This window comes from Bradyrhizobium sp. SEMIA (genome assembly GCF_014844175.1).
Taxonomy (GTDB): Bacteria; Pseudomonadota; Alphaproteobacteria; order Rhizobiales; family Xanthobacteraceae; genus Bradyrhizobium; species Bradyrhizobium arachidis.
In genome coordinates, this window is the sequence record NZ_CP046601.1 from 9521566 (window position 1) to 9547221 (window position 25656).

The window sequence follows — 25656 nt, forward strand, 5'->3', positions numbered from 1 at the left end:
AACTAGGGCACCCTTACTCACCCAGATGCGTTGGCCGCACGGGCATTGGTAAAGACGAACCGTCGTGCGCCTTCCGCTGATTTGATAATTGCTAGATCTTCCCGGCCGTAAGAAATCCTCAATATTGAAATGCAATGTTGATGGTTATGAAAGCAGAACGGTCGCCGCTCGAGCATACTTTGCGGGACACGCGCAAGCGGGAGAAGCGTCATTCGACTTTCAATCAACACCACCGTCAGCTTCTCGATCGGCTACGTGACGTTGAGTGGGTGGCGAGTTCCAAATTGGAGGACAGACCCAAAACAAAGCTCACCCTCATCCGCAATGGATGGATGGAGATGCGGTCGTCTGCAACCGGTATCGAGTATCACATCACTGAAGCCGGACTGGCGGCGCTTACCCAACCGCGTTTGAAAGCGACGACAGGAGCCTTCTAGCGAGCACCTGAACAGCAGTGATTGCATGGAGCGGCGCGATGTCGAGGGCCATGGAGCTAATTGTCGCTGGCTACGTGAAGGTGCGGGATCGGTGCGCTCTGACGGAGTTGCTGGCTCATCGCCGTGAGATGCTCGCTCAATTGCAAGCCGTTTCGGGCGTCACCACAGAGAATGCGGTAATAGCAATCCAAGAAGAAGTGGTGCTGATCGAAGCTGGCCTCGAAGAGCTTGCGCCCCCGCGCGGATCACTGCCGGATGACGAGTGGAATACACGTCGTGGTGAGGGGGATTAGTCATTGTCGAACGGTCGGCAAGGCCGACTGGTGGCGGCGAACGCTCTCGGCATCACCGTGCCGCCTTTGCTGCCGCGCATGAGGCCGGAGATAGCCCGTGGCTGATTTTCCCCCTTGGCCGCGCAGGGTCCGCTTCTTAGGCTGAGCGGAAAGCCATAAGGGAGACGCCGAGGGCAGCTTTTGACCCCTAGCACACTACGCCTTGGCAGGCGATGGACGAAGCCTGACGTATCGGCCTGCAGCTCAGTGTCCTGATCTTCCCGGCATCATCAAAGTCCAAGACGGCCTGCACGACGTTTTCCCCGCTGACGTACGAGATTGTTGCGCCCCCCTCCGAGGGCTGAAGATTGTCCAGCTCGGCAGCTTGGTGTTCCTGCAGATGGATAGCCCAGTAGCCACGCAGGTTTTGTCTCCCGGAGATCGCCAACTGGTCACAATCGCAGTAGACCACGGCATCTTCGGCGTACATTTCGAGTAGTGTTTCGATATCGCCGGCGCGGTAGGCATCAAACCAGTCGACGGCGGCGGCCATCGGGTCAAAAGACATACAAGCACCTCCCGCGCCAGACACAGAGATTTGGCTAGGTACCCAGCTGAATCTCTTCGCCAATCGACTCGCGAACTCTTTGATTTTCACTCGGCCAAGCCCATATGCCGAGTGCCATAGGGCGATGCTTATCCGCTGGTGATAGCCATTCGAATTCGAAAATGCGTGTTCGAGACCGGTGTCTAAAAGTAAACTTTACGCCGGGAAACAGTGGCAATAGGCTAGGACCGAACTCCGATTCAAACTGAACCAAGGATCAATGACAACTACGACCCCATTGACCCGAGAAGCATATCTCAAACGATGCAAGGAAAATGCGCTCGCGCTTCTGAGCGTTGGCCGAATACGAGAGGCGGTTTCTTCGATGATGGTGGACATGCGGGAGAGCCCGAGCGGCGGATTACCTCGTGAAATCCACGCATTCGGCATCATTGCCGCCGCGGCTGGCGACACGAGGACCGCGCGAGCATACATCGAAGGCTTTATCTGATAGCCGTTCGGCGCCTCGCTCTGTGTCCGCCTTGGCCCCAAGCAGCAGTATGGTCAGCTATTCCGTCGCTGTAGGCGTAACGACGCGCTGATCCGCGGTAGCGTTTGTAAGTCATGCCTAGGGTCGAGTCATAGGTGCAACCCGATAATAAACCGGATGGCAAAGAAGGAGCCTGCGGCGACTATAGCGGTCGCACTAATCGCGACAGCGATTCTCCAAGTCTCTTCCAATTCAGCCTCCCCGTGGTGGCCCCAGCATCGGGCCGGGGGGCATGATGATGCTGGGGCCTCCGGACAGGCTCGTGCCTCGTGGGACTGAGGCCGTCGCCGGAGACACAAGCTGATCTCCCAGCCGCTGTTCCATCCCTTGCCCATTATCCCGCATGTGTTGCCCAAAATCCCACAGGTCGGCTGACAAAGAGATGACCGCCAAGCGTCGCGCTGGTAGGAGCCTGCAGCCGGGCCGCGATGCTCCACATGATTAGGGGCGCACGCGATTTGGCTACAACGGGAACCCGCCCGGTGAATCGGGTCGACGGTCTAGCCATGTCACACCTTCTCGGTGATAGTCTTACCCCTAGTTCTTTCGGAGTAGCGTCATGTTCCGTTTTTCTGAGGAGTTGCGATAAAGCCGCGCTGTTGGGCCTTGGCGCCTATGGCTTTCTCCAACTGCCGATGTAGCGGCCCGCTAACGTCAATCGGCAGGCGCTTGCTTTCTGGCTTTTGGTCACGGGTGCTACGCTCGTCATCATCGGCATCATCGGTGTGCTCGTCCGCCGAAAGCAGGAGGAAGAAGCAGATGCGGTGCCGGACACACCAGTCCAGACACCCAAGACGCAGATGCCGCCCTTACGACGCGAGAGGGAAGACGTCCACAAGTGAAAGCGCGCGCGGGCCGGCGAGCTCTGAGGCACTGCATAGAGCACCATCATACGTGATGATGCAGTCCCCAGAAGGCGACGAGCGGTGGGCCGCGCCCCAGTCGCAGCTCAAAAGGAAAAAGCCGCCGGCCTGGGTGCACGGGTCTCAATGCCCATGCGTACCGCGGTACTCGTCACCACTCCGCGACGAAGTAATTCTAGTGACCGGTGGTTGTCGCGGGGTCACGTGCCAATTTCCCCTCAACGCGGTTGCGAGCCGACTTCGAGGGCTGAGAGGCCGATGAAGTCCCGGACGTCTCGCGTCGAGACCGCCTGTGACCGAGAAACCTCGTTTCACCCGGCATGCGCGAGCGAACCGGCCGAGGCCTCGGGCCGTTTCTCCATGGTGAGGCAGAACGAGCTCGTGAGACAGTAGGCGGCTACGCGGTTGCCAAGAAGCAGCCGTCCGGCGGATCTTAAGGTGTTGAATGAATGCCATCGAATGATGGGATTGTCGAAGCCCGCCTGAGCAAGATGCCGCGCCCACAACTGTGGCGACTGGTGCTTGTGCCACTCTATCGTGGGCATGAACGGATTCTTTAGGCGCAAGTCGCCAAACAGGTTTCGCCGAGCGCAGTCAACAACGTTGAGTTTTGCGTTGGGACGTGCCAAGGAGGAAAGCTTTCCAAACAACTGCTGATACGAGCGCTGCGCTTCGCGATCGCGAGCCAGTTCGATGCACGCGGCTTCGTCCAGGTGATTGATCGATGCGTGCAGGAGTAAAATGTCAAACGTGCCATCGCCGGGGTCATAGTCCTGCAGCCGGCTAGGAAGCAGTTGCACCTCTGTTTGGCCAAGGACGGAGGCAGTGCGCTGGAACGCAGCGCTTGTGCCAGTGGTCGAACCCGCGATCTCCGGTTCAAGGCAGATGACTTTTTCTGCTCCTGAACATGCGGCGTAAAGCGACAGCATCCCATCGCCTCCGCCAATATCGAGCATCGTCTTGCCTTTGAAATCGATTCCTTCAAAAAGATAGTTTACATAGAAACGGTGATTTCCGCGGACCATCCCGCTTTCTGCGGTATTGAAGTAGCGGTCAAATGATTTCGGATCGGGTCGCTGCATCGTTCTCTCGCATCATAAATAGCGGCCAACACTGGTAATCGCGACAGTTTGACGCATTCTAGCGCTCGTAAGTTGAGCTTGAAGCCAATCATTGGAGGTAGTCCGTTGGCACCAGGTTTGCCCGCGGCGTTGTTGTTTTTGGGATTGCGTCAACCTGGGGCTGGCGTGGCTAAGGCCCTCTCTGCACCTCGTAAGACGCCCCCATGACCGCACTCAGGCGCCGTCACAGGGACAACCCGCACGGGGAGACCTGGCTGATCTATTTCGACGACGTCCGCGTCGGCGGGTCGGCGAGCGCGCCGGCGTGCGCGTTCACGCCGATCAATGGGCATGGTCCTTCGGCTTCTGTCTGGGTATGGAGCCGGGCACGCAGCGGGGCGGTATCGCCTCGAGCTTCGATGCCGCCCGCGAGGACTTCGAGGCCGCATGGTCCGCCCTGCTGCCCATCATCCCTGACACCGCCTTTGCCGAATGGCGTAGCGATCGCGACTGGCGCGCCGAGGTGGCGCAGAAACGCGCCCGCGGCGAGAAGCTCGCGAGCGAGATCATCCGGAGAACCCTGATGCGCTGTCCCTGCGGCACCACGTTCGACAGCTGGAAGCCCGATGAGAGCTACCCGCACCGGGCCCACATCTATGCCGCGCAGACCGAGGGAAAGGTTCGCTAGTGAAACATCTTGACGCCCGCCCCTACTCCGACCCCGAAGCCGCCGCGCGCAAGCTGGTTGAGATTGCCGCCGCCACGCCGGCCGTGCAGGATGGCCGGATCTACATCGAGCGGATCAACGCGCAATTCGTGGCCCTCTTGAAGGGCAGCCGTGGGTATCCGGAGTTCGGGAACGGCCTCCGATACGCCGTCGAGCATGGTTGGCTCGAGCTGCACGAGAGCGGCACGTATGTTCGCTTGCTCCAGCGCGAAGACCTGCTCGCTGGACAGCAGAAGCCGGACTAAACGTAGGAAAGGCGCGAAATCGTCCTATAGCTTGGCACGCCATCGACTTGAAGCTGCCGATCCATGCTGTCCAGTGCAGCTGGCTGGAGCTGCACGAGAGCGGAACTTACGTCTGCTCAACAAACACGGAGCGCGGCCTCTCTGAAGGATGCTGCTCTAATTAGGACACCCGCAGCTTAAATTTCGGACACTCTATCATTTGAGACTCGGGGAGCGAATCGCGGGCGAGACGCTGTCAACCGGCGTGCCGCGTTGAGTATGGTGCGTCGGGCGGTCTCGGTGCGTCTCGGTCCAGCCCCGGAGATGCCCGGGGCCGTTCGTACCCGCAGAGGGAAATTAGGACACCCGATGTCGCCGGACTTCGCCCGGCTGCATGTTCAATGAAGCTGTCAGGTCCGCATCCAACTCCCGTTCAACGAGGCTCGCCGCCCAGCCTTCGGGAATGGCGTCGAGCACTCGATCCACAGCAGCCCCTCGCTCCGTCGCTGCCAGCCAGAGCTGGCGTTCGCCGCTATCGGTTGTGACCCGAACCAAATAAACCCGTTGCATCCCGTACAGGTAACAAACGGGGCGTACGTTTCTAGAGCTGAGCTTATTCCGGAGGCTGAAGGCCGGCGGACTTCAGCCGATCGCTAATGTGCGCGCCGGTTTCCGCAATGCTGGCTCGCTTTTGAGAAGAGCTTCCCGCTCTGGCCCGGCGGGCAACTGGCTGGCCCGCTCTTTCAGCCGAGCGGTTTGCTCGGCCATCCGCTCTTCAAGGGATCGGGTCTGCTTCACTCGACGGCGATGCAGGGTCATCGCGAGCCTCTTAGAGCCGTTGTCGATGACATCCTAACAGAAAGACGTACAGTCACTTTCGAGAACAAACTGAATCCGCCGACTGAGCCTTCCTACTCTTTAAGCGGCTCGGGATGCCAGACGACCGGGACCGGCGCTCTCAACAATTCCTCGGAGCGCGCCAGCGCCTCCCATGACCGACGCAACATCTCGTGCGTCGTGTCGTCTTTGGCCTGGTGTCTTTCATCGCAGGCTTTCAGGCAGTGACGCAGCCATTCCCAGTCGCTTGGCAACATTGGCGCCTCTCCCAGGTGCTTACCCGAAGAGATCAACTCAGGCTACATCGGCCGGTTCCGAGGGGTCCCAGACGACCTTCCCGCATGGGCATTCGTAGACCCTGACAACCCCTCCCTTCTTGGAATCGAACATGGAGGCCACAAGGCGTGGCGTGGCCGAGCAGGTCGGACAGCAAGGCCGGGAAGATCGGGCGGCTGCGTTGGCGTCGTCCACGGCTACTTCCATTCCTAGTAAGCCGCTCACGCTGTACCAAAGTGTACATACCTCAAAACACATAGGCTAACGGAACCGCGTGGAATCCGCGGTGACCACGTGCTGAAGGTTAGTTCTCGTCGAACCTTGGCCTTCGAGCTTTCTCTGCCATGGCCATCCACTCTTCCGCCAGTTTCAGCCACGCCTCTTTGTCCGCTCGACGCTTCGCTTTTTGAGCTTCATCGAGGCAGTCCTTTGCTTGCCGGAGGTATCTAACAGCGTCCTCTTCCGTGACCCCAAAATGCACCGGAAGGCCGAAAGTGCCCTGGCTGGGTAGGATGAACTGCGGTCGTCATCACCACCGCTTAACCTGAAGAGGCGAAAAGGACAGCCTGGGACGGGTCGTTGGGGAAAGAAGAGGCGTCGTATTGAGGTTGTAGAGCCCGCCCATTGCCGCCAGCCCCGGGCGGTGCCCTCCCTGCGGCCTGGCGCTGTCGCGGCTGCACTCCGAGCCGGACATCACGACCTCGCCTCCAGCTGCGCAGACGGCCCACTTCCATCGGCCGCGCCCGCGTCGCTTCAACACGACATCGAAGCCCGCGTAGTTCTCTTCGCCGGTTCGAGTGTTCATGCCGCGATCCGTCCCGGCAAGCCGCCCTGGAGCTGGTCCAGAAGCCGCTGCTCGCGTTCGATCCGGCTCAGGTAGAGTTCGCGCTCCTTCTCGGTCTTCGCACTCGCAAGCAGCAGCCGATAGTGGGCGATGACCTTTTCGCTGCCGCGGATCAGCAGGTCCCTGACGTCGGTCATGACGCCGACCCCGCGGTCGCAGGCGAGCACTGCCTCTGGAGCTTGGTGAATGCGATGGGGAAGGTTTCGATCGTCAACGCCTCCAGCGCCGAACTCTCCTCGGAGAGACGCCGTTCAATGAACTGGCGCTCGAGGTCGGAGAGCCGCGTCTTCAGAAGTCTCCGATAGCGGTGGATGTTGTTGCGGTGCGCGCGAATGCGGGCAAAATCTTCATCGATCATCATCGCCACTCCTGACGGTCTCTAAGGTCCTTTTTGCGGTTCGAAAAACGGGAAATCGAACTCCCGCCGAAAAAATATTCGGCGCGAAATCGCTGTCAAGATTGTAGTGGTGCAGTGCGTCAAACTTGAGCGGTGGCGTGTTAACCAATCCGCGAGCTCAAAAAATTTCGCCCCCCCTTGAATCGCCCTTGCGTTTTTCTAAGTTTTTTTCGCCGCGAGAGCGGTGTGCCGGGCGCCGTCACGGGTCCGGCGCGGGCGCCGGCCGGGTACCAGACCCGCTCTGACCCTGCCTTGCGCTCCTTGTATCCAGATTGCTCTTTGGAGGACTTGGTTATGAGGACCACCTTTGACTTCGCGCCCCTGTGGCGCTCCACCATCGGCTTCGACCACCTGGCCGACCTCGTCGACAGCACGCTGCGCCAGCCGAGCGAAGACCACTATCCCCCGTACAACATCGAGCGCACCAGCGATGACCACTACCGGATCTCGCTCGCCGTCGCCGGGTTCGGCACCGACGACATCGCCGTGACCGCTGAGCAGAACGCGCTGACCATAGAGGGCAGGAAGCCCGAGAAGGCGGCCGGCGAGTACCTGTACCAGGGCATCGCTGCGCGACCGTTCCGGCGTGTGTTCAACCTGGCCGACTACGTCCAGGTGAAGGATGCCTCCTTCCGCGACGGACTACTGATCATCGATCTGGTCCGCGAGGTGCCGGAAGCCATGAAGCCGCGCCGGATCCAGATCGGAAGTGGCGCCTCTCCTGCCTCACACATCGAACAGAAGGCGGCCTGAGGCCGGCCAAGGTTCGACGGCGGAGCGCGGCGCGCGCAAGCCCGGCCGCGCTCCCTGGCTCATGCAATGAGGGAGAAAAACCATGGCAGTTCGTGATCTCATTCCCTGGTCCAGAAACCAGGAGGTCGCACCGGCGCGCGGCACCCGCGATCCGTTCATGACGCTTCACCGCGAAATGAACCGGCTCTTCGACGATGTCTTCCGCGGCCTCGGGGGCACAAGCCTGTCTCCGCTCATCGAGGGGCAATTCAGTTGGCCCAAGATCGAGCTCAGCGAGACCGACAAGGGGCTGACGATCTCTGCCGAGCTCCCGGGCATGACGGAGAAGGATGTCCAGATCGAAATCGCGAACGGGATGCTGACCATCCGCGGCGAGAAGAAGAGCGAGCGCAAGGACGACGGCCGATACTTCACCGAGCGTTACTACGGCTCCTTCCAGCGGCAGAAAGCCCTCGAGGACGTCGAGGAAGACAAGGCCGAGGCCTTGTTCAAGGACGGCGTCCTGACGATCTCGATACCAAAGTCCGAGAATCCGCGCGCGGGCGTCAAGCGCATCGCGATCAAGTCGCAGTAAAGACCCGGGCGGCGGTCGACCCCGAACTCACCGAAGACCCCCCGAGGAAGGAGCGTAAAGGGAGGCATCGATGACAAAAGCTGGCACGAACGCAGGCAATCTCAATCCCCTCTTCCATCCGGCGGCGCACTATGCGTCTCCGGAAGATGTCCTGAACGATCCGGAGCTCTCCGCGCCGGAGAAGCGGATCATCCTGTCGTCCTGGGCGTCCGATATGTTCGCCGTCGAGTCCTTTCCCGCCTTGCGCGAGGTACCTGGCATGAGCCACGCCATCCGGCTCGCCGAGATCCTCGCCGCGCTGCGGCGGCTCGACGGCGAAGACGACGACCCGCCGCCTGGCGGGGTGCCGATGCGGCGGCGGCGGCCTTGGGCCGCCGCGCTCCGGAGGTCGGCATGATATTCACGCAGGCACCGTCATGACGATGGTTCTGATCGGGCACGATTCGGCGACATGGGCCGTTCCGTTCGTCGCAGTATGGGCAGGGGCTTGGGACTGATAGGCTCCGCATTATCCTGAGCCCGACCGTTTCCGTCTGCGCGCTCACGCATATCCTGGGCGCTTCAATCCCATCGCATGTTCCTTCTGCTGACGAATTGATTGTACGTCGGCGTGCAGACAGCCGCAGAGACATAAGTTTATTTCCGGCTTAGACCTTTGAATGAGCTGGCGCGGAGCAGCCCTTCGGAAGTTATGTCGCGATACTCGATTTCAGCAACAAACTTCGGCTCGACCCAAGTGGCTTTGGGCTTTTTGAGTTGCTTACTCAATCTACTCTTGGGGCTGACTACAGTATCGAGTGCATCCCTGATCTTGCGCGAGGTGGTTCGGCTCCATCCCGTGCCGACCTTGCCCATATAGCGCAGCTCCTTCCCTTCCTGTTTGCCGAGATAGAGAGCGGCAACACCGGTGGGATCTTTGTAAAGCCGACGACGGGGAATTTTCCCTTCTGAACGGCCTTGATCTTCTGCCACGTTTCAACCCGCTCCGATCGGTAAAGAGCATCCACTCGTTTGGAGATGATGCCCTCGTACTTCAGCCTGCTGGCTGCCTCGAACAGCGCCTGCCCGTCACCTTCATGGTGTTCGCTGTAGAGAATAGGATCCTTAATCTCGTTGCTCTCGATTAGCTCCTTGAGCAGCTCCTTACGCGCAAGCTGGGAAAGCTTCCGGAGATCGTGGCCATCAAGCCAAAGGAGATCGAAGGCGAAGTAAACTAAGCGATCCTGATCGCCTCTGGCGAGGTCGGCCTGCAGCTCGGAGAAGTTGGGTCGCCCCTCGTGGATAACGACGACCTCGCCGTCAACGATGGCCTGACCTTGGACATCGAAGGCGCCGGCGATGACGGAGAATTTGTGAACCCAGTGGTGGCCGTTTCGCGTGTAGGCGCGGCCGTCATCGCCATCGACGTGGCAGTCACTGAACAGCCATCGGTGTCCGGGTGACAGCCTACCACAAGGTTACCAAAGGTTGCAAATACCTGTCGCGAGGGGCTACAGTCCACTAGGGGACCGCCCGCGTAGCTAGGGGAGGATTCCATGAGACGATTGTCCGTGATCTTGAGCCTGCTGTTGCTAGCGCCAAATCGGAAGAAAGATCTCGTGCTAGTCTTCGGCCTGGTGTTTGCCTTGTTTGGGTCAACGCCCGGCCTCTCCCAACAGAGCCTGTCCAATAACGCTCAATCCGGTGCAGCCGACCAGCCAACCCAGTCGGGCACGCCGGCTCGATCCATGAGCGAGTCCGATATGCTGGACCGACCCACTGCTCACGGACGCTTTGGTCCTGAGAGACTTTCCAAGGGTGAACTGGCCAAGGAGGTCGCGGCCCAAAAGCGCGTGGCCACCTATTTTCATGACAAGGTGACGACCCGTCTCAAGAGTTGCTGGGACTCTCTCAAAGGAACGGGCGATATCAGGATGGAATACACCTTCGCGAGGCGGGACAAGTACTGGATGCCTGAAAAGGTGATTCTGGCCCATTCGACGGTGCTTGACCATGAGCAGAACCACGCTGCTCTCAAGTGCATGCAGGACGCCGTCAAGGACACACCCCTCCCGATCGATTCCGGCGATGCCGACACAAAAGATTTCTTCATCTCGTGGTCTTGGCCGGTGCCCATGCCCAAAGACGCAGAGCAGCAGTATCAAACGATGCAGCGCTCGAATGGCGGCGTTGGTGGCGGGGGGTGTGACGGGCGCGGTACTCCGCCGAGGTGCAGCCGCTGCGTCGGCGAGGGATCATGCGCAAGCTGCGTGAGCGTTTGCGTCGGGTACCCAAGCTGTGGCTTTGCGTCCAGCGGGGGCGTGAGGGTCGGCTGCTTCAACGATCCACCTACTCAATGCGTTTCCGGGGGCGCAGGTAGCGACGTATCCAGCGGTGTCGTCATATATTGAGACGAACGACCGAGCTTGGTTGCGATGATGTCTTCGGCCCTTCATCGGCGCGAATTTGCGGCGTGCCATCGCTCGCATAAGGTTGCCGAATGCACATGTACAGCTATGTCTGAGTTGGGTCAAAATGCAAAGAACGCAGAGTGAGCAAATTCCGCTCTGCCGCAACGAGCGGACCTCCGTCAGCCGAGGCGCAACTTCGCTGATGGGCCATGAACGGACTCATGCGCTGCAACAAACCACGAGTGCAGCCTGCTCGCAGGGTTGATGTAACCCTTACCGGAGCTGTCAGCGGGACATGCCGAAAACCATCGCCAACGTGTTTGACGTCCTGGCGAATCTGAACGGGCAGTTGACGCCGTTTTACAGCTCGGGGCACCTTTTCTATGCTTGTGGAGCCTTCTTCAACTCGCCGCCTCCCGCCAGGCCTTCGCAAGGCGGTTTCTGATCTCTTGATTTGTATATGGGGTTAGCTTGCGGATATGCTCCTCAACGAGCTGCTGGTTGCCACCCTTCAAGATCTTGGCCAACGGCTCACCTTTCTCTAAGGATATGTTCATCTCCTGCGCCGCCTCGTCTTGCCGACCAAGCTCACTGAGGACAGCCACGAGGTACGAGCGGGCCGGCCTAAAATTTTCGTTTTTGCTGAGGGCCTCCCGAAGGTGTGTCTCGGCCTCCTCAAAACGTTGCCTGCTGGCGTTGGGGTCCTGTGCTGAGGTCAGGACGCCCCAGACGTAATAAGCCTGGCCGCGGTAGAAGGCGTAGTAGAACGGATATATGGGATTGCGGTCGATAGCTGCTTGCGACTTGCGAAGCGCTTCTTCCGGTTTACCCAAATAGACCAGCACTTGCGCCCATAAGGAATAGCCATCCGCGTAGTTGGGATTGCGTTGGACCGCCTCCTCTGCCGCCTGAAGGGCCTCTTGTTGTCTCTCTCTGTACAAGAGACACCGGCCCATTGTTTCGAGAGCAAATGGCAACGAAGGTTTAGGTTCGAGCTCCCTTCTCGCCAGCTCAACCGCCTTTTGCGCCATGCGAAATTCCAGCTCCTTTGAAGATTCGGGGTCCTGAGTCCAACTCCCATTGGAATCTGTCCGATGGGTGGAGGCCAGATTCGCGTACGCCCTTGCAAACTCCGGGTCCAGGCCAATAGCTTTCTCGAAAAGGTCCCGCGCATGCGCATTGTCCGTGGGTGTGAAGCGTCGATAGAGCTCTGCCCCGCGCATGAAATACTCCCAAGCCACCTCACTGCTCGTGTATGGTCGTCCCATGTGCTTATCCTCCTCGTTTGTTAACGTCACTGCCAACGCACTCGTGATCCTCCGGGCGATCTCCTCTTGCACGGCAAAGACGTCCTGTAAGTCCCGGTCGTAATACTGGGCCCACATGTGATAACCCGTGTTGGCGTCGATTAACTGTGCCGTGATCCGAACTCGGTTGCTGGCTTTGCGCACGCTTCCCTCGACGAGGTATCGTGCCCCTAACTCTCGGCTCACTTGGGCTGGTTTGACCGCCCTGCCCTTAAATGTGAAAACGGAGTTGCGGGCGATGACGACCAACCCTTCGAGCCTGGAGAGGTCCGTAATGAGATCCTCGGTCATCCCATCGCTGAAATACTCTTGGTCAGGGTCGCTGCTCATGTTGAGAAAGGGGAGCACGGCAACAGAGCGCTTGTCAGGGAGCAGAGCTGGGGTCTGCACCTCGGGGAATACCTGCGATAGAGAGAACGGGTGGAAGACCAGTTGCCAGACACCGCCCAGCAGGAAAAGCAGTGCGACCGCGACTAGGCCCACCCGCAGCCTGGATCTGGCGGCGCCCGGTTTCCGCCGGATGACCGGAGGAGAAGACACCCCCGAACCTATGCCTATGCGGTATATGCGCACTGGCCGTGCAATGTTCTTTAGCTGCTGCTCACCCGCGTCCTCAAAGACGACGTCGAGCTTGCCCCGGGCGTCCTCCTGTACCCTGCCGGAAACGCAAATGCCCCCAGGCTCCGCCAGCGCCTCCAAACGTGCCGCTATGTTCACAGCATCGCCCCAAACGTCGCCGCCATTAAGGATGAGTTCTCCGAAGTTGATGCCCATACGGAGCACGATTCGTTTTTCTTGCGGCACGTCAGCGTTGCGTGCGGCCATTCCGCGCTGTATCTCAACGGCACACCGCACAGCGTCCACCACGCTTGCGAATTCTACGATTGCTCCGTCCCCGATGACCCTTACTATCCGCCCGTGAAATTCCTTGATGTTAGGTTCGATGAGCTCGTGACAATGTGCCTTCCACCGGGCCAGCGTACCTTCGTCGTCATTTTCGACGAGGCGACTGTACCCGGCGATATCGGTTGCCAGGATGGCTGTGAGCCTGCGCAACTGGCTTTCAGGCATAGCAGTCCCCGATTCCGAAGCCTTTCTGCCAAGGGTAAGCTACCACATGCGCCGCGGGTCAGTGTGGTCGAATTGATAGTCTGGCGCCGCTAATGTTCGAATCCGGTCAATCGCGACAGTCTGGCCCCGCTTAAGTTAGGCCCGGTCTACCCCTGACAGCCGACATATCCTCGGTCGTGTGATGCGGCAGCGATGGGCCATTAAGCGACATTGCCAAGTCGAGGCTATCAATTGAACCGCGGGCGTAGAGTGGCGCCGCTTGGCGCGCGGCGCGCTGATATGTGCTAAGCTGTTCTGGCCGGTTAAGCATCGGGAGAGGACTGTGACGCGACGCGAGTTCATCGCACTCGTCAGCAGCGCGGCGGCAATCCGACCGCTCGGCGCGCGTGCAGAGCGCCCGCCAGAACGTGTCCTCTATTTCACATACTCGGCCGGCTATCGGCACGACGTGATACCACTTTCCGAAGCAATCCTGACGCAGCTTGGAAGGAATTCCGGTGCCTTTGAAGTCATCGCAACGGAAGACTTGTCTGAATTTTCGACCGGAAACCTCGAGCGGTACGCCGCTGTGATGTTCTACACAAGCGGTGAAATTCCGATGAGCGGCGCCCAAAAGCTAGCACTTCTCAACTTTGTGCGCTCGGGCCGTGGCTTTCTCAGCGTCCACTCGGCCACGGACACATTCTACACTTGGCCAGACTATCTCGATCTGATCGGCGGCTACTTCAACGGTCATCCCTGGCATCAGGGTGTGACCATCGAGGTGGCTGATGTTGCGGATCCACTGGTGGCGTTTCTGGGGAATTCGTTGCAGTTGAACGATGAAATCTACCAGATTAGCGACTTCGACTATCGTGGATCACGCGTGCTCCTGCGCCTCGACCAAAGCTCGGTGGACCTCAATAAGGCCGGTGTGCATCAACGCTTCTATGGTTGGCCGCTCGCCTGGAAACGATTTTACGGCGAGGGGCGAGTATTCTATTCGGCGCTTGGCCACGAGGCGTCGGTCTGGCAGGACCCTCGCTGCCAGAAAATCCTCACTAACGCTATCGTCTGGTCTACGAGAAGGTCGGCCTAGTGCAACCGGATTGCTATGCCGCTTGTGCCTTTCCTACAGGCAAATATTGTGGCGGCTATCGACAATGCCGCTCGCCTGTTTGCGTGGTGAAGCGGATCAACAAGAGCCTTTGCGACGGCGAGTAGTGCATGCGTACCGGCATCTACATCGGACCGGAAAGCGGCACGAACCACGGTCAGGCCGAGAAGAAATAACTACGGGATATCAGTCTGGCTCCGAGGCCCGATGCCGTACGGCTTGTTGAGGAAGAACTCACGGTTGCCTAGCGCGGCCTCGGCGTACTGGTCGATGGCGACTTGGATGGCGAGGACGTGGTCGTGACACCAGCCCTCAAGGGTGCCGAGCCTTCTCACCAGTTCCAACGCCTTGATGTATTCGGGCGGGTTGTCCCAGTCCGAGAAATACTGCGGATGAACTCTCACCATTTCCGCCCCCCGAGCACCCGCGGCTTGATCTCGCGCGATTCAGCCTTCTTCTTCTCATCCCGCTGGGCACAGAGTTCATCCACCTTCGCTTGCATCCGCGCGAGGAGGGCTTCGGCCGATGCCGTCCCTATCCCGGCCCGCTGGAGCTGGAGGATTTCCTTGCGCTGACGGTCCGCGATGCTCGGTGACGCTCTCAATGCCGGCTAGCACTATCTGGAGGTGAAGTGCCTGGGCTGCGACGCCCACCAGACCGTCGCGCTGGACGTTGTCAGGCGCGCGAAGACCGCCCCTATTCACGAGCTGGAGCGCTACATGCGTTGTCGGCAGTGCTCTGATCGCCAAGAACGGCCGTTCAAGCGCAGCCATTTGGTGGCCTTGCGGACCACAAGAATCTCAGCCACTGACCCGCCGTCGATCTGGTGGCCGGGCGAGCGCTGAAGTTGAAACTGACCGATGAACGGGCCTTCGCCGACCCCGAAACCGCGGCAAGCTGATCGAACTCGCCGCCAGCATTGCGCCGGTCCAAAACGGCCGCATCCACATCGAGAAGATCAACGCGCCGTTCCTCTTCACGCTCAAGGCCAGCGGTCAGAGTTCGGCGCTGGGATCAAGTATGCAATCGAGAAGGGCTGGCTTGAGCTGCACGAGAGCGGCACCTACGTGCGCCTGATCCGAAGGGAAGACCTGCTCTCCGGGCAATAGGAACTGGCAAACGCGACGGCGGTTCTTCTTTCGCTGGCTTAAGAGCTGGTGGAGCGGCCCCGGTTCAATCCCCATCATCGCATCCCCGCCGGGGCCGTCTTCCTTCCTTTGCCGTCCGAGGTTCGCGATGGACCAGACTGCGATATGGGACGAACTGAGACAAGTCGAGCGCGAAGTCGTTGAAGGCGAACGTCGGCTCGCGGAGCAAGAGGCGCTCGTTTTCGCATTGAAGCGAGAGAAGGGGGACACCGCCGACGCTGAAGCCGAACTCGAACGGTTGCGCGCAGAGCAGCGGCGCCGCAATCAGGATCGCCAGCGCTTGCTTTCAAGACTTCAACCCTGAAAGGGCGACCTTGACGCACTCGGTGCGACCCGATTGGATTAGCGGGTTGATGGAGCAAGCGTCATGCGTATCTCGCCCTCGATTGTGCCCGGCTCCGATCGGGACATCTATCTCGTGCTCGATGATTTCGGCGCCCACCTTGGCCGGGCATGGACCGAGACCGCCGAGGAGCACACTGACCGCGAACCCCGCAGGTATATCGTCGTGGTCCATTGCCTCGAGAATAGTCCAGACAGGTTTTAGAAGACATTGCCGAACTTTCCCGAAGGCAAACACATCACCAACATTGCTATGCGATCTTGCACGCCCATAGAAGCAGAACGCTCTCTAGGAGACATCGTGCGAAGCCTCCAAGGAAAGGCGAAACGCCCTCCGACATTTAACCAGCACCACCGACAATTTCTCGATCGGCTGCGCGACCTTGAATGGGTAGCGAGCTCGAAATTGGACGACAGACCCGGAACAAAGCTTACCCTTGTCCGCAGCGGATGGATGCAGACACGATCATCCAAAGCCGGTGTCGAGTATCGAATTACCGAAGCCGGACTGGCGGCACTCAGCCGGCCGCGATTGAAGCCGACTGTACAATGCCCGCAACGGACCCCTGAATAGAAGCGACTGCATGAGGAAGCTCAGGTGTCGAAGGCCATGGCACTTATCGTCGCTGGCTACGTCAAGGTGCGCGATCGGCGCCCCCTGACGAATTTGCTGGCGCATCGCCGCAAGGTCCTCGGTCAGCTGCAAGGCTTGTCAGGCATCAATCCTGAAAACGCGGTCAAAGCGATCCAAGAAGAGCTAACGCTGATCGAAGCTGGCCTCGAAGAAACTCAAGCCACCGCCCGGCGCACTGCCTCACAATGAGTGGGACCAGTGAGTTCGCCTCAGTTTGATCGGCTCATTTCGCGTTTGTAGCCGGTTGGAAACCAGTCTCTATGATGCTTGATAGCGCCTCACTTACCGGACAGGGCGATACACATGGGCATGAGGAGCCCCGCTCGCCGCTTGGTGAGCGGGCTTCTTTTTTTTGATCGACAGAGATGCGCGTTAACAAGATCACGTGGGACAAGATCGGCCGGGTGACTGAGCCGGGCCGATACAGGTGCTTTTTCGGATACCTAACCGTCACGTCAGAGGACATCGAAGTCTGGGCTCGCTACCCGGAAGCTGCATTCACTTTGATCGCGGGCTCCATGGTGGAGCAGTCCGACGAGGATTTTCGCCTCGGCGCGTTTGACATCGGCGGCCCTGAATAGGAGTAGGCGGCGCGCGCCGCTTGCGTGCGCGCTCGTTAGTCTCAATCAAAACAAGCCTTCGCTCGCGGCGCTTTTGTCGGTCATCAGATCACGCACGTACCAAGAACTGCCGTGCATCAAATTCGCAGTTCCAGAATTAACCTGTAGCTGCGACATCAAGCTTAATTCGCGACTTTGGTTGCGACGGCAGCCGGCTCCGCTAGGTTTACCGCCACCGGATGTTGCTCGTCCGGCCCCGTGGCGAAGTCGGCGCGCCATTATATTCGGCGCGTCGGCTCCGTCCCTCTGCGCGAAAAGCGATATGCGCAAATTGCTTTTGTACATCTTCGGTGTCTGTTTCTGGATCGCGCTCGTTGCGGCGATTGTCACAACGGTCCCGCGCCTCAGCACCGAAGCAAAGGAACGGCGCAGCCACACCTCAGCCGTCCACCTTTCAAAGACCAGGAATTAACCGGCGCCAAGGAGCGATCCAAATGTCGAAAGCGATGGAGCTGATTGTCGCCGGATACGTCACCGCAAGAGACGAACGAGCGCTTTCCGAGTTGCTTGCACACCGGCGCAAAATGTTCGACGACCTTCGCGGCATCTCTAGCGTCGATGCCGCGAAGGCCATTCAGGATGTCCAAGACGAACTCGCGATCATTGAAGCAGGTATGGAGCAATTGAAGCCGCCGCCGGGCTCAGTTGCCGGAGAAAGAGCTGAGCATAACTGAAGGCACTTTTCTGGGGCCTTGTTGTCGGCGGTCGCTAGATAGGCAAAGGATCGGTGCCCGATCGCGCCCACGCGGGAACCCCGTCAACAATAGCAGAGTTGTTTCAGCCGGCGGCTGCTCGCCGCCTATCTGGCGCGAGGGAGACCCGCGCCAGGCCGGTATAAGTGCCGACCCGATCCCCGTGGCTGAGAACCATCAGCCGCCGCAGCGCAGCATCGAATTGTGTTTACTCTCGCCGATCGCTGCGGCTAAACGTCGGATCACCAATGTGAGAGGCGTTTTTCATGAGTGCTTTTCAGGCGAAACTGGATCGATTTGAGTGCCTCGCCGCCGAGTGCGAGGAAATTGCCAAGAAATCGGAAGGAAGCAATCGCGATCTGTACCGGCGGGCTAGCCGGCACTATCATGAACTGGCTGATGATGTGCGTGCCCTGATCGCGTCCTTCGATCTCGCCGCGTAACCTTTCGTCCGCAACGTCACATGAACATTGTGTTAGCCGTCTGCTGTTGCAGCAGCAGCTGCAAAGTCTATTTAGCAAGGCCGCTTCCGGTCGATCACTGCGATAGGGCCTTCTATGGAACGGAGCGCTCAGAGCTCTGCGGAGCGTCTCTGAAGAGCAAGCGCTAACTAACGCGTGCAGCGCGCCCATTGGCTGAACGTGCCGAGGCGCGATCCGGCGTCGTTCGGCCGCGGGCAATTAGTGCGCAAAATCAGATAAAGGAGCGCCGCGACCAATACGACCCCTACAACGGCATTGGCGTTTGCTGACGGCATGATGGTTCAGCTTCCGCTCGCACCCGTTGCCGGTTTTTTTCTGATGGCATGGGCCCGCGTGGCCTCCAGCCAACCGACATTACCAAGCAATTACGCCCAACATAAAAAGGCCAACAGCGCCGAATGCCGGCAGAGCTGCCAATGTACTCAGGGTCAAAACCGCCAGCTCCTTTTTCGTCTTCGTCGTCATGACCTTCCTCGCTGGTTGGAAGGCAATGAACCGCTCAAGGTCACGCTCCATTCCCAGGCGCGGCCATGGAAATTTCGCTCTGGCTCAGGAACCTACCGCGTGTTCGGGCGCCGAAAGCATTGGACCAAAGTGAAGAACCGCCGGCATACGGCAATGGATCGCGATCTGTAGAGGTTCGTGGAACCCACAAAAGCAGCGCCACGTTGATTGCCATGGCCTTGAAGGAAGTCCGAAGCTGGTTGACCAATATCGGCGTGCTGGCTGCACGGCCAGCCGCGTTCGTCGTGTTTCTCGTTTATGCCGCGCTTTGGATGGCCTTCGGCAAGAGCCTAGAGTGGCATTCGCTTGCCACTCTCGTGACCTGGAGAACCCTCGTGATCCAGCGCGCCGAGCATCGCGACACGCGAGCTATTCATGCCAAGCTCGACGAACTCCTGAAAGTTCATGCGGACGCCAGAAACTCGCTTATGAATATCGATGACAAGGACGCTGAGGAAGTCGAGCGGGAACGAGCAGAGGTGCGTGCATCGTGAGCCGCGGTCTAATTTAAACAACTCGGTCGCGTTGAATGCTCACCGTCGCGGTTCCGGAATTAACCCGACACCGCGACATCAAGCTTAATTCCAGACTTTGATTGCAGCGAAGCTGCGGAGCGTTAGCTTCTCACGGCCGGACATCGCCCATGGTCCGAGTCCCCCGATGGCGAAGCCGTCATACTCAACGCGGCGGCTTCGTTTGATTGCAGGCATCTCGCGAGTTTCATTTGAAAAGGCAGTCAGACAGCGGCGCCCTCGATCTCCTTGAGATGCGTCGGCAACTCACGGCACTCCGTTCGCAACACTCGGACAACTTTGCCATTGCGTCGCTATTAAACCGTTTCCTCGTGAAGGTCGCGTTCCTCTCTGAGCCGAAAGACCGAGAACATGAACAATTTCTCCAATCTGAGTTTGCAGAGACGCTGAGGAAGGTGGAGGCGATCATCTCGCGCAAGCCAGCAGCAAAGCGACCGGCGCAGTAAACGATCCAAGTAACAGGATTGCATCGCGGTCACCACTTCAGCAAGCCGTCACAGGATCAGATCCCCTGGTGGAAGGCCATGGCGTCGAAGGGGACGCCACGCGGGCGCGTTCGTTCGGCACCGCTATCTCGCCCGTCGTCAGCCGCACCTTCCCAATCTGCGGCAGATTCACCTGATCCCATCCGAGCGCTCGCGACCCTCTCTATAAGCGGCAGGTGCTCTCGTCGGCGGAAAGGGCTACTCCATTCAAACCACACCTCTGCTTGGTGCAACCGACCAAGCACCTCCAGTCGCGGCCGCGGCCTACATCCTTCAGCAGCATGTCCCCTGCCTGGCCGGGGCGGTCGTCCGCTTTCCGATACATACCGGCGTCACGATTGTCCGCCTCCGAGTTGACAGGGTGCGGCTCCGCACGAGGATGAGCCGCCGCAGCGCTGCAGAAAGCAGCTCGACGCCGCTCTAATCGCACTTGGTTACAATCAATCGAGCTTTGTCCGTGGCATTGCTGCCGCGCCGCGCAGCGTGCGGTCTTGGAGGCCTGGTGAGTATGTCGTGCCGGTACAGCTCGCAACTTTGGTACGTCTAATGGAGCGCGAAGGCTTCCCGATGAACTGCCCGACTTGGTCACTTAGCGCGGAAGAGTACTTGCGTGCGTAATCATGTGGCGGAAAGGTTTGGGTCCGACGATGGGCCGAATTTGGGCGCAGAGCTTAGCCTGGCATCTAAGAACCGCATTCCTCCATTCTTAGTCGAGGAGACCATGAATCCGGCGAGGCGTTTGCTGCTGCTTTGAATGGTTCTTTCTTTGCTTTGGGGCTGTGTTGCTGGCTCGATGGCCATCCTCGCTTGGAAGGGCGATGCCCATGCGCGCTTACGAGCGCGCATCGGCTGCGGTCCGGGCCAAGTACGATAGTGACTGTGCGCCGTTCAAGACGAAGGCACCTTTGTGCGATTTTCCTCCCGCCAAGGCCACCTGTTTCTGCGATTCCAAAACCGGCCTACCCGGCGGCCGGTTTCTCTTCTTCCTTGGCTGGATGTGGCTCTGGGTAACTAGCGGCTTGCGCCGATAAACACGCAGCAAAGCGCAGTTCCCATTGCCACTTTTTCCCGATTTGGGTAGCTCTAAATTTTTCACCCTGCATAGGAATTTTTACAACAATATAAGCGAGCGGCTGCCTCGCGATGCACGCCGACTTTCTGGGTGACAAATGAGCAATTGGCGTGCATCCGTGCACCATAATTACAGGGTATTCATCCTCGACGCGAGAGGATGACGCGCCAGACTTTGGAGCTCGCCCGGATCCAGGAAATACCGATCATTCAGCGCCGCCGTGGAAATGCCGGCGTTTTCGAATGTCGCCGTGAGCGACGCGGCACGTTTATAATCCTGGTGCACCCAGTCTCTTACTTTGCCGAGGGCAGCTCGCTTGCTCCGCTCATCAGGGCAACGAAACCGCGCACCCATTGCGTCGATCGTTACCGCTTCTCTCGAGCGAATTAGTTCGCGCACTCCCAGCCACCAGCACTGCATGGTCCGCTTTAAAGCATCTGTCGGCACATACATTGTGAATGGAGCGTTGTGGCGCTCGAGGATCGGAAGCGCTACCGAGACATTGTCCCGGTACCCGTCATCGAAAGTGACGACCGCATAGCGGCGAGATCGGTCATCTTCGGCCAAGCGCTTAAGGCACTCTTGGAGACTAACGATCGCCCATCCTTCTCGTTGCAGCCAATCTACCAAAAACTCGAAAAGTTCAACCGAAGCGCCGGTCATCAATTCCGACCGACAATCTCGCTGAATCTCGTGGAACATCAAGATGACCGCTCTGCCAGCGAAAAATCTGCGACAAACCGGGAGAAGTCCGAGACCCTTAACTCCATAAAACAGGCTATGTTTTAACAGCTGCTTCACTTGAGGCTACCTCCACGGAAGAAATCCGTTCGGTCAGGACGGTCAGCTTCAGAAAACGTCCGCGCTGCCCTTTTGCGGGACTTCTGTAGAGAGTAGTACTCGGCCGGATCCGCCAAACTGGAAGCAAAGCGCTCAGACTTGCGCCGGCAGTTGACGGGTGGGCTAAAGATAAGAAGGTTTACGCCCCAAGACCGCAAACGCGTGGCGGTCGATGCGTCGAATGGACCAACACCAATGACAGCTACTGGGGCATCAAATGCAGCCATCTGTCCCCCCAAAATCGCACTCTGCTCGTAAACTTCGACGCAAATGTAGGAAGAGAGTTGAGAATTAGGGTACAGCCGAGGGCAATAGTGATTACCCAATTGTGGCTACGAGGGCCTGCCGGCGGATTCCGTTCGCTAAGCCGGTGATAGCGACAATGTCCCGGGATGCCATCGCGAGGGATCGCTCCCCGCATGTCGGACTTGGGTCAAAAGCTGCCGTGGCACACAAACCGCGATTGGTCCGCTAAGGGCCACGAGCGGACATCGCTGCGGCAAAAAATCCCGTATGCGAGATCGAGCGGCGCGGAGCAGGCATGTATCGCGTGCGCCTTAGGAGCTGGTTCGTTTGTTCCAATGCTCGGCCGCCTGCCTAACGGTCGGCGCATTGGGGCCGAAAGCTGAACATTCCTTACATACTGCAAATTTTGGATCGATGTCGCTGTTGATCCAAACTTCCGAACTGCCGCAGAAAGGACAGGGCCGCAGCGGTTGTACAGAAATGGGGAGTCCGCGCAGTGGATCGATAGCTGGGCTGTCGCTAGGCTTCCTAGGCATCTTAACACGAGCGTTTAGGCAGTAGTTCTGGGCCGATGTCGACGACCTCGACGAAATGATGACCGACGTCGCTGTTGAAGCCGATGAAGTCCCACTTCGCGCCGTCCTCTTGGCAAGTAGTGCCGGTGAAACGTGCCGGCTGCCACTCGGGATGTTTCGTGCTTGAGCGCACAAGGACCCAATAGAAGCGACCTGGAATCAGCTGTGTGACGTCAGTCATGGAATCATTTGAGACCCTCGCTCACGCCGCAGCGCAACGCTCAGTCGAGCGCAGACGCATGGGCTTGCCGCGCGGCGGGTTGCGCGGACCGTTCCCATTCAGCGCGCGTAGCGCTTCCAGAATTTCGTCGATACGAACAGACGCCTTTAGTCCCACCGGTGAGCGCAACGCTGGACAGGACGCGATCGCCGAGGCGTCAGAAGCCCATGACGCGAGGATGGCCCGCTTCTCGGCCAGACTCAAAGTCGGGTCAGCGACGACGTCGCGCGGATGCGAGAACACCGTGCCGGGATGAAGAAGGGCATTTAAATCGAAGACGTTATCGTGTGCGGGCGTCGTCCGCATGGCTCAACCTCCCATCATAAGTCGCATTAAGGTGGCCGCGCGGGAGCAATCCCGCGCGGCGGCGATCGGAACCAAGCCGCGTTGGTCAGGCGGCCTTGCCCTCGATCTGCTTGACCTGCCCGGCGCTTGCGCCCGCGATGGCGATGCGCCGCGGCTTCATGGCCTCGGGAATCTCGCGTTGAAGCTCGATGACCAACAGACCATTCTCGAAGTGCGCGCCCTTGACCTCGACGTGGTCAGCCAAGGTGAACTGGCGCTTGAACGAGCGTGTCGACATTCCGCGATGCAGAAAGGTCTTCTCGTCCTTCTCGGCCTTATGGCCTTCCAACGTCAGGACATTCTGCTCCACCGTAAGGCCCACCTCGTCCGGTGAGAATCCGGCGAGCGCCACCGAGATTTGGAACCGGTTCTCGTCGAGCCGCTCGATGTTATAGGGGGGATAGCTCTCTTCGGCGGTCCGCTGGACCTCGTCGAGAACGTCAAACAGGTGGTCGAACCCAATCGTCGACCTCCACAGGGGAGTCCAATCATACCTCATAGCCAAATCCTCCAAAGAGCAAGTTGGGTACGAGCTGGCACCGGACACCGTCCGGCGCCCGCCTTGTTTTCGGGGCCCCGAAGGCGCCCCGGCCGCCATGTCTGCGGCGACCAAAAAATCTGCCACGGGCAAAAAAGTTTCAAGAGGGTAACGAAAAATTTTAGGGCCTTAACGGGCGGTCTGGCTAAGCGTTGTTGTTTGTCGTGGAAGGTCTCAACCGCTTCGCTGCGCTCTATGGCCGCTCGGGGGCACAAGCGGCGGTCTGCGTCCAAATAGCCGACATGGTCATGCCTCAGCTCGGGTCGGCTAAGGGCCAGAAGCGGTCATTCGATCACATCGTCCGCACAGCGCAGGAAGCTTATTCGGGCAACCCCGCTTTCCGAAGACCCTCAATAAACAGCTTCGAGTTTTTGGGGACCCGGGCGATATGCGCCGATATTGTAAAGGCGGGATCGATCTCAAGCACGCGCGCCGCCGCGGCGTGCGCCTCAGCGTCGCGTCCGAGATGGGCGAAGGCGGACGCGAGGCCGCGGCAAGCTGGCACAAAGAAGGGATTCTGACGAAGGGCTTTCTTCAATACGACGATCGCCTCGTCAAAGCGGCGAAGCCCCATAAGGGCATGCCCAATGCCAAGAAACGTCATGTGCAGCAGCGGGTCTACCGGGCTCATGCGAATGGCGCGTTCAAAGCTTCGGATCGCTTCCTCCGGCAGCCCCGCCATTATATAGACCCAGCCTCTGTTGTTCCAAGTGCGCCATGAGTTTGGGTTGAGCGCGACCGCCCGGTCAGCCATTTCGATCTCGGCTTCACTATCGCCGACCATGCCCGCCAAGATTACGGCAACCCTTGACAACGTGTCCGGATCACCATCATCGATCCTCAATGCCAAACGAGCAAGCCGAACTGCTTCCTTGCAGTCGAACTGGGGATCGTTGGCATAGCCTAAAGCGACGTTGCTCGCATGACAGTCACCTGCCAGAGCCGCCGCAGAGCCGAACTTCGGGTCTAGCTCCAAAGCGCGATGAGCGAGCCTGATCGCCTCGGCCAAACTTTCGCGGGTCGTCAGGTAATACTGTTGTATGGATCGGAGAAAAAAGTCATAGGCAGTGAGGTTCTCTGGTCGCCGCCGCGTCGCCATTTCGATTTCTGTTTGAAGCATCTTTGGCTGAACAGCCGAGACGACGGCGAGCGTTACTTCGTCCTGGAGAGCGAAAATATCCGTCAGATCGCGCTCGAATCTGTCCGCCCATAGATAGGCACCTGTCACCGCATCAATCAATTGCCCTGTGATGCGAACTTTCCCAGATGCCTTGCGCACAGATCCCTCAAGCACATAGCGCACGCCAAGCCCGCGTCGGACCTCCTTGAAATCGACAGCTTTGCCTTTGAAGGTAAAGCTCGAGTGACGTGCGATAACGAACAGAGACTTAAAGCGCGACAGCGCAGTGATGATTTCCTCCACCATGCCGTCGGCGAAATATTCCTGCTCGGGATCGCCGCTCATGTTCTCAAACGGCAGCACGGCGATGGAAGGTTTGTCGGGGAGCGCAAGGTCGGGCTTTTGAAGTTCTAGCTGGTCGTCGGCAACTGCTGCGCCTGCTGGTTCCTTCGCTTCCCGGACTGCTCCGACGAAACGGAAGCCCTTGCGCGGTAGTGTCTTGATGAAGCGCTGTTCCTCGCCGGAATCGCCGATTGCAGTCCGGGCGGCATTCAGACGGGTTGTCAGCGCCGCGTCGGATACGCTGCGCCCATTCCAAATAGCTTTGATGAGGTCGTCCTTGCTGACAACTCGCTCCCTGTTGCGGATCAGGTAATCGATCAGGTCGAATACCTGGGGCGCAACGGAGACGACGTCTGCCCCGCGATGCAGTTCGCGCCGGTCGGTGTCGAATGCGTACTTCTCGAAAAGATAGCGCAAGCTGCCAATCCCTTTAGGGGGTCTCCGGTCATCGGGGCTCTATCGACACTTGGAACACAAAGAATAAGCTGCCGGTAAAGAAAATGTAAGCAGCACGTCAAGCGTGCTCACCGGGGACTTGGCGCCTTGTCTGAGTGGAAATAAATTAGCTCAGACGACCGTGTCGCAGCGACGCGATCCCAGCACCCTCAAGAATTTGTCGGGCGCGTTTCAAGAATGGCGGAAATGGGAGCGACTGCGATGTCGAAACTGGCAGTGGTGGCCGGTCGGAATTG

At 59.0% G+C, this 25656-nt stretch carries 31 protein-coding genes and 2 pseudogenes; 17 read left to right on the top strand and 16 right to left on the bottom strand.

Annotated elements, in window-relative coordinates; all coding sequences use genetic code 11:
- Nucleotides 1-134 precede the first annotated feature (134 nt).
- Nucleotides 135-437 (top strand): hypothetical protein, encoded by a 303-nt coding sequence (locus tag FOM02_RS45730; RefSeq protein WP_265441284.1) that lies wholly within the window; start codon nt 135-137, stop codon nt 435-437.
- A gap of 38 nt (nt 438-475) precedes the next feature.
- Nucleotides 476-730 (top strand): hypothetical protein, encoded by a 255-nt coding sequence (locus FOM02_RS45735; RefSeq protein WP_265441285.1) that lies wholly within the window; start codon nt 476-478, stop codon nt 728-730.
- A 187-nt stretch (nt 731-917) separates the two neighbouring features.
- Here the strand turns inward: FOM02_RS45735 and FOM02_RS45740 are convergent, their stop codons facing one another.
- Nucleotides 918-1277: a YybH family protein gene (locus tag FOM02_RS45740; RefSeq protein WP_265441286.1), complete on the bottom strand. Its 360-nt coding sequence runs from the start codon at nt 1275-1277 to the stop codon at nt 918-920.
- A gap of 1703 nt (nt 1278-2980) precedes the next feature.
- Nucleotides 2981-3751: a class I SAM-dependent methyltransferase gene (locus FOM02_RS45745; protein WP_265441287.1), complete on the bottom strand. Its 771-nt coding sequence runs from the start codon at nt 3749-3751 to the stop codon at nt 2981-2983.
- Between the two features lie 304 nt (nt 3752-4055).
- Here FOM02_RS45745 and FOM02_RS45750 point away from each other — a divergent pair, with 304 nt between their 5' ends.
- The gene (locus FOM02_RS45750) at nt 4056-4418 is read left to right on the top strand and encodes a hypothetical protein (RefSeq protein ID WP_231164208.1); all 363 of its coding nucleotides are present in this window, start codon (nt 4056-4058) and stop codon (nt 4416-4418) included.
- Nucleotides 4418-4702, top strand: coding sequence for a hypothetical protein (locus tag FOM02_RS45755; protein WP_265441288.1), 285 nt, complete (start codon nt 4418-4420; stop codon nt 4700-4702). The genes FOM02_RS45750 and FOM02_RS45755 overlap by 1 nt, the downstream gene beginning before the upstream one ends.
- A gap of 621 nt (nt 4703-5323) precedes the next feature.
- Here the strand turns inward: FOM02_RS45755 and FOM02_RS45760 are convergent.
- The 4 genes from FOM02_RS45760 to FOM02_RS45775 form a co-directional block, all read right to left on the bottom strand.
- Nucleotides 5324-5500: a hypothetical protein gene (locus FOM02_RS45760; RefSeq protein ID WP_265441289.1), complete on the bottom strand. Its 177-nt coding sequence runs from the start codon at nt 5498-5500 to the stop codon at nt 5324-5326.
- A 92-nt stretch (nt 5501-5592) separates the two neighbouring features.
- Nucleotides 5593-5775 carry a hypothetical protein gene (locus FOM02_RS45765; protein WP_035730357.1) on the bottom strand — a complete coding sequence of 61 codons (183 nt, stop codon included), beginning with the start codon at nt 5773-5775 and terminating at the stop codon, nt 5593-5595.
- Nucleotides 5776-6595: 820 nt separating this feature from the next.
- Nucleotides 6596-6775, bottom strand: coding sequence for a hypothetical protein (locus tag FOM02_RS45770; RefSeq protein ID WP_194482988.1), 180 nt, complete (start codon nt 6773-6775; stop codon nt 6596-6598).
- The gene (locus FOM02_RS45775) at nt 6772-6999 is read right to left on the bottom strand and encodes a hypothetical protein (RefSeq protein ID WP_416207751.1); all 228 of its coding nucleotides are present in this window, start codon (nt 6997-6999) and stop codon (nt 6772-6774) included. The genes FOM02_RS45770 and FOM02_RS45775 overlap by 4 nt, the downstream gene beginning before the upstream one ends.
- 330 nt (nt 7000-7329) lie before the next feature.
- Here FOM02_RS45775 and FOM02_RS45780 point away from each other — a divergent pair, with 330 nt between their 5' ends.
- The 3 genes from FOM02_RS45780 to FOM02_RS45790 all read left to right on the top strand — a co-directional run bounded on the left by FOM02_RS45780 (nt 7330) and on the right by FOM02_RS45790 (nt 8759).
- Nucleotides 7330-7788, top strand: coding sequence for an Hsp20 family protein (locus tag FOM02_RS45780; RefSeq protein WP_265441290.1), 459 nt, complete (start codon nt 7330-7332; stop codon nt 7786-7788).
- Between the two features lie 82 nt (nt 7789-7870).
- Nucleotides 7871-8362 (top strand): Hsp20/alpha crystallin family protein, encoded by a 492-nt coding sequence (locus FOM02_RS45785; RefSeq protein WP_265441291.1) that lies wholly within the window; start codon nt 7871-7873, stop codon nt 8360-8362.
- Nucleotides 8363-8432: 70 nt separating this feature from the next.
- Complete coding sequence (locus FOM02_RS45790; protein WP_265441292.1) at nt 8433-8759, top strand: hypothetical protein; 327 nt, start codon at nt 8433-8435, stop codon at nt 8757-8759.
- Between the two features lie 239 nt (nt 8760-8998).
- On the opposite strand, the gene FOM02_RS45795 is transcribed toward FOM02_RS45790, so the two are convergent.
- On the bottom strand, nt 8999-9334 hold the full coding sequence (locus FOM02_RS45795) for a hypothetical protein (RefSeq protein WP_265441293.1): 336 nt from the start codon (nt 9332-9334) through the stop codon (nt 8999-9001).
- Between the two features lie 44 nt (nt 9335-9378).
- Nucleotides 9379-9807 (bottom strand): annotated as a pseudogene (locus FOM02_RS45800) (ATP-dependent DNA ligase); the annotation flags it as partial.
- A 90-nt stretch (nt 9808-9897) separates the two neighbouring features.
- Here FOM02_RS45800 and FOM02_RS45805 point away from each other — a divergent pair.
- Nucleotides 9898-10752, top strand: a complete 855-nt coding sequence (locus tag FOM02_RS45805; protein WP_265441294.1) for a hypothetical protein — start codon at nt 9898-9900, stop codon at nt 10750-10752.
- Nucleotides 10753-11153: 401 nt separating this feature from the next.
- Here the strand turns inward: FOM02_RS45805 and FOM02_RS45810 are convergent, their stop codons facing one another.
- A complete protein-coding gene (locus FOM02_RS45810; protein ID WP_051378234.1) occupies nt 11154-13130 on the bottom strand; it encodes an adenylate/guanylate cyclase domain-containing protein in 1977 nt (658 codons plus the stop codon).
- A gap of 322 nt (nt 13131-13452) precedes the next feature.
- On the opposite strand from FOM02_RS45810, the gene FOM02_RS45815 reads away from it, so the two are divergent.
- A complete protein-coding gene (locus tag FOM02_RS45815) occupies nt 13453-14208 on the top strand; it encodes a ThuA domain-containing protein (protein ID WP_265441295.1) in 756 nt (251 codons plus the stop codon).
- Nucleotides 14209-14402: 194 nt separating this feature from the next.
- Here FOM02_RS45815 and FOM02_RS45820 read toward each other — a convergent pair whose 3' ends face one another.
- A complete protein-coding gene (locus FOM02_RS45820) occupies nt 14403-14633 on the bottom strand; it encodes a hypothetical protein (protein WP_027565146.1) in 231 nt (76 codons plus the stop codon).
- Between the two features lie 171 nt (nt 14634-14804).
- Between FOM02_RS45820 and FOM02_RS45830 the strand changes: the two are divergent.
- From FOM02_RS45830 to FOM02_RS45870, 8 genes and pseudogenes are all read left to right on the top strand, one after another.
- Nucleotides 14805-15071 (top strand): annotated as a pseudogene (locus FOM02_RS45830) (hypothetical protein); the annotation flags it as partial.
- 391 nt (nt 15072-15462) lie between these two features.
- The gene (locus FOM02_RS45840; protein ID WP_027565144.1) at nt 15463-15678 is read left to right on the top strand and encodes a hypothetical protein; all 216 of its coding nucleotides are present in this window, start codon (nt 15463-15465) and stop codon (nt 15676-15678) included.
- 63 nt (nt 15679-15741) lie between these two features.
- Nucleotides 15742-15921 carry a hypothetical protein gene (locus tag FOM02_RS45845; protein WP_035730367.1) on the top strand — a complete coding sequence of 60 codons (180 nt, stop codon included), beginning with the start codon at nt 15742-15744 and terminating at the stop codon, nt 15919-15921.
- A 393-nt stretch (nt 15922-16314) separates the two neighbouring features.
- Entirely contained in the window at nt 16315-16539 is a 225-nt protein-coding gene (locus FOM02_RS45850; protein ID WP_265441296.1) for a hypothetical protein, read from the top strand.
- 176 nt (nt 16540-16715) lie between these two features.
- Nucleotides 16716-16931, top strand: a complete 216-nt coding sequence (locus FOM02_RS45855; protein WP_265441297.1) for a hypothetical protein — start codon at nt 16716-16718, stop codon at nt 16929-16931.
- Nucleotides 16932-17404: 473 nt separating this feature from the next.
- Nucleotides 17405-17644, top strand: a complete 240-nt coding sequence (locus tag FOM02_RS45860) for a hypothetical protein (RefSeq protein ID WP_027565142.1) — start codon at nt 17405-17407, stop codon at nt 17642-17644.
- A gap of 284 nt (nt 17645-17928) precedes the next feature.
- A complete protein-coding gene (locus FOM02_RS45865) occupies nt 17929-18105 on the top strand; it encodes a hypothetical protein (protein WP_167336538.1) in 177 nt (58 codons plus the stop codon).
- Nucleotides 18106-18674: 569 nt separating this feature from the next.
- Nucleotides 18675-19142, top strand: coding sequence for a low affinity iron permease family protein (locus FOM02_RS45870; protein ID WP_322596943.1), 468 nt, complete (start codon nt 18675-18677; stop codon nt 19140-19142).
- A gap of 1725 nt (nt 19143-20867) precedes the next feature.
- On the opposite strand, the gene FOM02_RS45875 is transcribed toward FOM02_RS45870, so the two are convergent.
- The 6 genes from FOM02_RS45875 to FOM02_RS45895 form a co-directional block, all read right to left on the bottom strand.
- Entirely contained in the window at nt 20868-21440 is a 573-nt protein-coding gene (locus tag FOM02_RS45875) for a polysaccharide deacetylase family protein (RefSeq protein ID WP_265442279.1), read from the bottom strand.
- A gap of 695 nt (nt 21441-22135) precedes the next feature.
- Nucleotides 22136-22360, bottom strand: a complete 225-nt coding sequence (locus FOM02_RS47465; protein ID WP_084335054.1) for a Lar family restriction alleviation protein — start codon at nt 22358-22360, stop codon at nt 22136-22138.
- 1 nt (nt 22361) lies between these two features.
- Nucleotides 22362-22580: a hypothetical protein gene (locus FOM02_RS45880; protein ID WP_027564673.1), complete on the bottom strand. Its 219-nt coding sequence runs from the start codon at nt 22578-22580 to the stop codon at nt 22362-22364.
- A 21-nt stretch (nt 22581-22601) separates the two neighbouring features.
- A complete protein-coding gene (locus FOM02_RS45885; protein WP_084335052.1) occupies nt 22602-22925 on the bottom strand; it encodes a hypothetical protein in 324 nt (107 codons plus the stop codon).
- Nucleotides 22926-23010: 85 nt separating this feature from the next.
- Nucleotides 23011-23463: an Hsp20 family protein gene (locus FOM02_RS45890; RefSeq protein WP_027564672.1), complete on the bottom strand. Its 453-nt coding sequence runs from the start codon at nt 23461-23463 to the stop codon at nt 23011-23013.
- 358 nt (nt 23464-23821) lie between these two features.
- Nucleotides 23822-25381 (bottom strand): winged helix-turn-helix domain-containing tetratricopeptide repeat protein, encoded by a 1560-nt coding sequence (locus FOM02_RS45895; protein ID WP_027564671.1) that lies wholly within the window; start codon nt 25379-25381, stop codon nt 23822-23824.
- Nucleotides 25382-25656 lie beyond the last annotated feature (275 nt).